The organism is Fibrobacterota bacterium, assembly GCA_019509785.1.
Lineage (GTDB): Bacteria > Fibrobacterota > Fibrobacteria > UBA11236 > UBA11236 > Chersky-265.
In genome coordinates this window covers 91,719-98,719 of the sequence record JAEKLQ010000034.1, presented here as the reverse complement: position 1 = coordinate 98,719, position 7,001 = coordinate 91,719, and the positions used below count along the sequence as shown (strand labels likewise).

Annotated in this window: 6 protein-coding genes; 5 read left to right on the top strand and 1 reads right to left on the bottom strand. The window is 59.3% G+C overall.

The window, feature by feature from the left end:
- Nucleotides 1-111 precede the first annotated feature (111 nt).
- Complete coding sequence (locus JF616_09455) at nucleotides 112-1,407, top strand: hypothetical protein (GenBank protein ID MBW8887968.1); 1,296 nt, start codon at nucleotides 112-114, stop codon at nucleotides 1,405-1,407.
- 67 nt (nucleotides 1,408-1,474) lie between these two features.
- Here the strand turns inward: JF616_09455 and JF616_09450 are convergent, their stop codons facing one another.
- Entirely contained in the window at nucleotides 1,475-1,951 is a 477-nt protein-coding gene (locus JF616_09450) for a flavin reductase family protein (protein ID MBW8887967.1), read from the bottom strand.
- 234 nt (nucleotides 1,952-2,185) lie between these two features.
- Between JF616_09450 and pdhA the strand changes: the two genes are divergently transcribed.
- Genes pdhA through lpdA form a run of 4 tightly spaced genes read left to right on the top strand, consistent with a single transcriptional unit; the run spans nucleotide 2,186 to nucleotide 6,954 of the window.
- On the top strand, nucleotides 2,186-3,187 hold the full coding sequence (gene pdhA, locus JF616_09445; GenBank protein ID MBW8887966.1) for a pyruvate dehydrogenase (acetyl-transferring) E1 component subunit alpha: 1,002 nt from the start codon (nucleotides 2,186-2,188) through the stop codon (nucleotides 3,185-3,187).
- Nucleotides 3,187-4,167: a pyruvate dehydrogenase complex E1 component subunit beta gene (locus JF616_09440; protein MBW8887965.1), complete on the top strand. Its 981-nt coding sequence runs from the start codon at nucleotides 3,187-3,189 to the stop codon at nucleotides 4,165-4,167. The genes pdhA and JF616_09440 overlap by 1 nt, the downstream gene beginning before the upstream one ends.
- A 20-nt stretch (nucleotides 4,168-4,187) precedes the next feature.
- Nucleotides 4,188-5,504 (top strand): pyruvate dehydrogenase complex dihydrolipoamide acetyltransferase, encoded by a 1,317-nt coding sequence (locus tag JF616_09435; GenBank protein ID MBW8887964.1) that lies wholly within the window; start codon nucleotides 4,188-4,190, stop codon nucleotides 5,502-5,504.
- A 46-nt stretch (nucleotides 5,505-5,550) separates the two neighbouring features.
- Nucleotides 5,551-6,954: a dihydrolipoyl dehydrogenase gene (gene lpdA, locus JF616_09430; protein MBW8887963.1), complete on the top strand. Its 1,404-nt coding sequence runs from the start codon at nucleotides 5,551-5,553 to the stop codon at nucleotides 6,952-6,954.
- Nucleotides 6,955-7,001: the final 47 nt, after the last annotated feature.

Genomic DNA, 7,001 nt, shown 5'->3' with positions numbered 1-7,001 from the left:
AACCCCGTCTTTTACCTGGTCGTTAAGGACGCCGATTTTTTTCCGGTGCGGATCCGGGCTATCGAAGCCGCCATCCAAGATGAAACCGGTATCCGCAAACACACGATCCCCGTGGATATTCATCCTACTGAGAATCTCATTTTCCATCCCCTACCCTTGGATTTTACCGGTCTAGGCAAGTCAGTCAGCCTCAATTTCCGCATCCAGGCCGAAGATGCTAAGGGGCGCAAGCGCTCTTTCCTGAACGCCAATTTCCCGGGCATCGCCCCTTCCCCGCTTCGTATCCAATTCCTATCCGCCGCCCTCCCCTATCCCGAGGATTGGCATGCGGGCGAGTTGCATTGCCATTCGGATTATTCCAACGATCCGGTCGAGTACGGTGCGCCGCTGCGAGTCTTGCAAGAGGCGGGGACCGCCTTGGGGTTGGGCTACGTGGTTTGCACCGATCATTCCTACGACTTCTACTACGACCGCCGGCGCTACATGCAACGAGTGGAGCCGGAAGCCAATTTCCAAGAGTACCGTAGGGAGGCCCAATCGCTCAATACCGCCCATCCCCAGGCAACCCTTGTCATTCCCGGCGAAGAGGTGTCCTGCGGGAACCATCTGGGTGAGAACGTGCATCTGCTGGTGGCAGGGCACCAGGAATTCCTTCCGGGCTTGGGTGATGGCGGGCGCCGTTGGCTTCAGAATGAGCCTGATTTACGCATTGCCGAAGTGTTGGAACGGGCGCAGGGAGTTCCCTGTTTCGCCGCACATCCGCGCAGCCGCATCGGCGGCCTCGAGCGCTTCGTCTTCCGTCGGGGTATGTGGCATACGAAGGATCTGCGTCCAGCGGGATCGCCACGCGGAGTTGACGGGCTCCAATTCTGGAACGGGCATCGGGGTTCCGATTATGCCGAAGGACGGGAGTTCTGGATTGGCCGGCTGCTGGCGGGAGAAAGGATCTCCCCCATCGGGTCCAATGATGCCCATGGCGATTTGAATCGCTGCATCGGGGTTAAGACGCCTCTCTTCTCATTGTACCAGAATCATAACCACCTCTATGGCCATGTGCGGACGGTGGTACGGGCGAAGGAGCGTACGGTCGCCGGAATCCAATCCGGCTTGGCCGGCGGGCGATTGTGCTGCACCGATGGGCCTTTCCTCGATCTGGATCTCGGGTCAGATGCCTTCGAGGTGGATGCGCGCACAACCCGCGACTACGGACCGTTTTCAAGAATCACGGTATGGGCGGGCCGCAGAGGGGAAGCCAAGGAAATAGCCGTCAAGACCTGGAGTTGGGATGCAGCGGGGCCAATGCAAGTACGGGAGAAAATATCGCCGCCAGGTGGCGTGGCTTACTTGCGGGCCGAGGCCATCACCACGGAAAAACGGTTCGTCTTGACCGCCCCGACCTATCTATAGGGGCTACCCGACGAAGGGCTACTTAATCCGCTCACCTTGGAATGCGTCTCTCCCCAAAGCGAAGACCTCAATACCCGAGGCCGGATTTCCGGACATGGTGTAGCGGCTTATCGTCCGGCTGCAATACCCGGCCGGCAACGACTTCCACGAAGAGGATTTCGTGATCGCCCGGGGTAGCCGATGAGCGTAGCTCGCATTCTAAAGCGGCCATGGCCGAGCCAAGTACGATATTACCGAGTTCGCTCTGCGACCATTCCAGGCCTGCGAAGGGATCCGTTCCGCTCTCGGGACTCCAGAAAGGTTTCATCAAGCCGCCGTTCTTATGGCCTACGATGTTGATGCATAGGCGCCGGGTGGCATGGATAAGGTCGTAGCATGGACGGCCCGGCCGGATGGCCAGGTTCAGCAGCAACGGGGTGAAGGAGGCCTGCTGGATCCATGAGCCAAGATAGCCCTCTTTCCGGTCGCCGTTAGCGGCGGTGACGATGAACAATCCGGAGGGGATTTTGCCCACGGCGACGGCGGTTTCGGGGACGTCTAGCATGCTTTTTCTTCCTTCTTGGAGGGATAGCGTTTCTTGGGTGGGAGAAAAATATCAACGCGAATGCAAATCCGCGGATTCCAAGGGGGATCAGCAACCCGCTTCTCGCGAACGGGACCAGAAAGGGCTCCGTTTTTACTAAATTACCTCACCTGAGCCGATCTTTAGAAGAAATATTGGATGGCGTCGGACAATCGCCCTTCCCTATCCTTTGGGTTTCAAGCCAGCCGGAGAAACATGGCAAGCACCAAGAATGAGGTATCGTCCCTGACCAAGGAAAAACTGGTCGAAATGCTGGAGAAGATGCTGGTCATCCGCCATTTCGAGGAAGCCAGCATCAAAGCCTACCAGCAGAAGAAAATCGCCGGCTTCCTGCACACCTACATCGGGCAGGAAGCGGTCGGAGTAGGCACCCTCGCCCATAAGCTCCCCCAGGATTCCGTCGTTACGACCTACCGCTGCCACGGCCTTTATCTGGCCCTGGGCGGCAATCCCAAAGCCGGCATGGCCGAACTCTTCGGCCGGATCACGGGCTGCGCCCGCGGCAAGGGGGGATCGATGCACTTCTTCTCCAAGGAGCATAACTTCCTGGGCGGGCACGGCATCGTGGGCGGCCAATTCGGCGTCGGCATCGGCGCGGCCTTCAAGAGCAATTACGATGAAGACAACGCGGTCAGCATGATCTTCTTCGGCGACGGAGCCACGGTCCAGGGGACCTTGCACGAGTCCATGAACCTCGCCGCCCTTTGGGATCTGCCGGCCATCTTCATCTGCGAAGACAATCAGTACGGAATGGGTACCGCCTGCACCCGCGCCATCGCCAATACCGATATCGCCTCCAAGGCCGAGGCGTACGGGATCAAAGGCTACACCCTCAACGGCATGGACCTCCACGAAGTGCATGACCGCATGGGCGAGATCATCAAGGAAGTCCGGGCGACGCGCCGGCCGGTCCTGATCCACATGAAGACCTATCGCTATTTCGGGCATTCGGTTTCCGACGCGGGCCTGTACCGTACCAAGGACGAGGTGGATAGCTGGAAGGCCAAGGATCCGATCCAGGTCATCAGCCGCGGTCTGATCGAGTCCAAAGGGCTGAGCGAGGACGAGTTCAAGAACCTGCAAAAGAAGATCAAGTCGCAAGTCCAGGAAGCCGTGGATTTCGCCGACGAAAGCCCCGAACCCCCAATCGAAGAATTGACGCAGCACGTTTACATGGACGAAGCGGGGAATCCCTGATGGCCGTTATGGAAATGAAAGAGGCCATTAATCAGGCCCTTAAAGAAGAGATGATCCGGGATGAGAAGGTCTTCATCCTTGGCGAAGAAGTGGCCGAGTACAACGGGGCCTACAAGGTCACCAAGGGTCTGCTGGACCATTTCGGGCCCAAGCGCGTGATCGATACCCCTATTTCGGAGACCGGGTTCACCGGTTTGGCGGTGGGAGCGGCCATGATGGGCCTGCGTCCGGTCGTCGAGTTCATGAGCTTCAATTTCTCCTTCGTCGCATTCGATCAGATCATCAGCAATGCCGCCAAGATGTATTACATGTCGGGCGGCCTCTTCAATATCCCGATGGTGATGCGCGGACCCAACGGCGCCGGCCCCCGGGTTTCCTCCCAGCATTCCCATAACGTGGAATCGCTATACGCGCACTTCCCCGGCCTGCGCGTGATGAGCCCTTCCAATCCCGCCGATGCCAAGGGCATGCTCAAATCCGCCATTCGTTGCAATGATCCGGTCATCTTCCTGGAGAACGAGTTGGCCTACAGCCTTAAGGGCGAAGTCCCGGACGGCGATAACCTGGTCCCCATCGGCAAAGGGGATATCAAGCGCGAAGGCACCGACGTGACCATTATCGCCTGGTCCCGGATGATGAGCCTGGCGAAAGCGGCCGCCGAGGAACTGGCCAAGGAAGGCATCCATGCCGAGCTCCTCGATCCCCGCACCTTGAAGCCGCTCGATATGCCGCTCATCGCCGCATCGGTCAAGAAGACGAATCGCGTGGTGGTGGTCGAAGAAGGCCATTACTTCTGCGGGCTCGGCAGCCAGGTGGCCGAATCCATCTATCGCGATCTCTTCGACTATCTCGACGCCCCGATCCAGCGGATCGCCCAAGGCGAGAACCCCATGCCCTACGCGGCCAATCTGGAAGCCGCGACCCTGCCTTCGGTCGAGAAGATCGTAATGGCGGCCAAACAAGCGGCCTATCGGGCCTAAGCTTTAAGGAGTGAAGCGAAATGCCCACTAGCATGTTGATGCCGAGCTTGAGCCCTACCATGGAAGAGGGCGTCGTGGCCAAATGGTTGGTGAAGGAAGGCGATTTCATCAAGCCCGGCACGATGCTGTGCAGCGTGGAGACGGACAAGACCACCGTCGATTACGAGAGCATGGATGAGGGCTTCCTACGGAAGATCGTGGTGCCCGGCGGCTCTCCCGCCAAGGTAAACCAGCTGATAGCGGTTCTCACCGAAGATAAGAACGAAGATATCACCCAGTACCTGGAGAAGGCGCTGAAGAAGGACCAGGAACAACTGGCGGCCAAAGCCGGGCCCAAGCCCGCGCCGACGCCGGCCGCCGCACCGTCAGCGGCGTCCAATGGTTCCGGACCCGCGCGCGCCTCCTATACCCCGGGCCCTGCTCCCCGGGTCGCCGTTGCTCCGGAACCCGTTCCCTCGGCAGGAGGAAGGGTACTCGCCTCTCCCCTCGCCCGCCGTATGGCCGAAGAAGCCGGCATTCCCTTGTCCGGAGTGGCTGGTAGCGGGCCGAACGGCCGCATCATCCGCGCGGACGTCGAGAATTATAAGCCGCCTGCGAAGGGCGCCAAGACGGAAGGCCCGGTACAACGTCCGTTGTACGGCTCCCTGGCGCCCATCGCGCCGACGCAGGACCTGCCTCTCAACATGATGCGCAAGACCATCGGCAAACGCCTGCTGGAATCGACCCAGAGCATGCCGGTGTTCTACGCGACCATGAAGGTGGACATGGGCGCCATCAACGGCCTGCGGGCGCAGTTGAATCGCGCGCCGGGATACAAGGTGAGCGTGAACGATATCGTGGTCAAGGCGACCGCTTTCGCTCTGCGGGAATTCCCCCAAGTGAACTCGTCCTACATGGGCGATTTCATCCGGCAGAACGCCAACATCGACATTTGCGTGGCCGTATCCATCGACGGCGGCTTGATTACCCCCATCGTACGGGACGCGGACCAGAAGGGCCTGGGGCTCATCTCGACCGAGATCAAGGGGCTGGTCGCCAAAGCTAAGGCGGGCAAGCTCGCCCCCGATGAATATCAGGGCGGCACTTTTACCGTTTCCAATCTGGGCATGTACGGCGTGGACGAATTCACCGCTATCATCAATCCCCCGCAAGCAGCCATCCTGGCCGTTGGCGGAATCCAGCCCGAGGTGTACCTGGACAATGGCGTGGCGAAGCAACGCGATGTCATGAAGATGACCTTGAGCTCGGATCACCGCATTATCGACGGGGCGTTGGCGGCGCAATTCCTTTCCGGATTGAAGTCCCTGCTGGAAAATCCCGTCTGGCTGATGCTCTAACGGAATCGTTTCAATCCCGTCTGAACCTTCTTTCCCGGAGACTCCCTTGGATTCTTCTTATGACATCGTGGTAATCGGCAGCGGGCCCGGCGGTTACGTGGCCGCCATCAAGGGGGCCCAAGCCGGCAAGAAGGTGGCTATCGTCGAGAAGGCCGATTTGGGGGGCATCTGCTTGAATTGGGGATGCATCCCGACCAAGGCCCTGCTAAAGAGCGCCGAAGTCGCTCATTACCTGAAGCATGCATCCGAGTACGGGTTGAGCGCGAAGGACGTGTCCGTCGATTATCCCAAGGTCATGGCGCGCTCGCGGGAAGTGGCCAAGCAGAACAGCAACGGCGTCCAGTTCCTGATGAAGAAGAACAAGATCGACGTCATCACGGGAACCGCGAAGCTTGTGGCTAAAGGCCTTCTCGAGGTAAGCGATGCGCAGGGCGGACGCAAGAACATCCAGGCCGGGAGCGTCATCGTCGCTACGGGCGCGTCCCCCCGCATGTTCCCCCAATATCCCATCGATGGAACGAATTTCATCACCTACCGGCATGCCCTTGATTTGAAGGATCAGCCGAAGAAGTTGCTGGTGATCGGCGCGGGCGCCATCGGGGTGGAATTCGCCTACTACTTCAATACCCTGGGCACCGAGGTGCATCTGGTCGAGATGCTGCCCCAGCTGCTTCCCGTGGAAGATGAGGAAATCTCGAAGACCCTTTTGGCTTCATTCAAGAAGCAAGGCATCAACTGCTACGTCGGCGCCAAGGTCAACGAAGTCAAGCTCGCGAAAGCCGGCGTGATCGAAGCCAAGTTGGCGGACTCCGCGGGCAAGGAAATCGCCCTGACCGTGGATCGCGTGCTAGTGGCCGTGGGCATGGTCCCGAACACGAAGGACCTGGGCCTCGAGCAGGTGGGCGTGAAGCTCGACGAGCGCGGATTCATCAAGGTAGATGCCTACCAGGAGACTTCGGTCAAAGGCATTTTCGCCATCGGGGATTGCGCCGGAAAACAACTGTTGGCCCACAAGGCCTCGGCCGAAGGCGAAGTCGCAGTAGCCAAGATCCTGGGTCAGGCCAAGCATGGCTTGGACTACGGGCAAATTCCCGGGTGCACCTATTGCCAGCCGCAGGTGGCTTCGGTGGGACTCACGGAAAAGGCTTGCAAGGAAAAGGGCATCGCGATCAAGATCGGGCGCTTCCCCTTTTCCGCCAGCGGAAAGGCCCGGGCCATCGGGCATACCGAGGGCATGGTCAAGCTTATCTTCGGCGCCAAATACGGGGAATTGTTGGGCGCCCATATCATCGGTAGCGAGGCCACGGAAATGCTGGCCGAACTGGGATTGGCGATGAAGCTGGAATCGACCTATGAGGAAATCATGCATTCGATCCACGCCCACCCTACCCTGTCCGAGGCGGTGATGGAAGCCGCCATGGACAGCCAAGGCAAATCGGTTCACATCTAAACGGCTGCGGGTTAAAGCCATTTACCGAGGCGGCGGCAAGCCGCTCT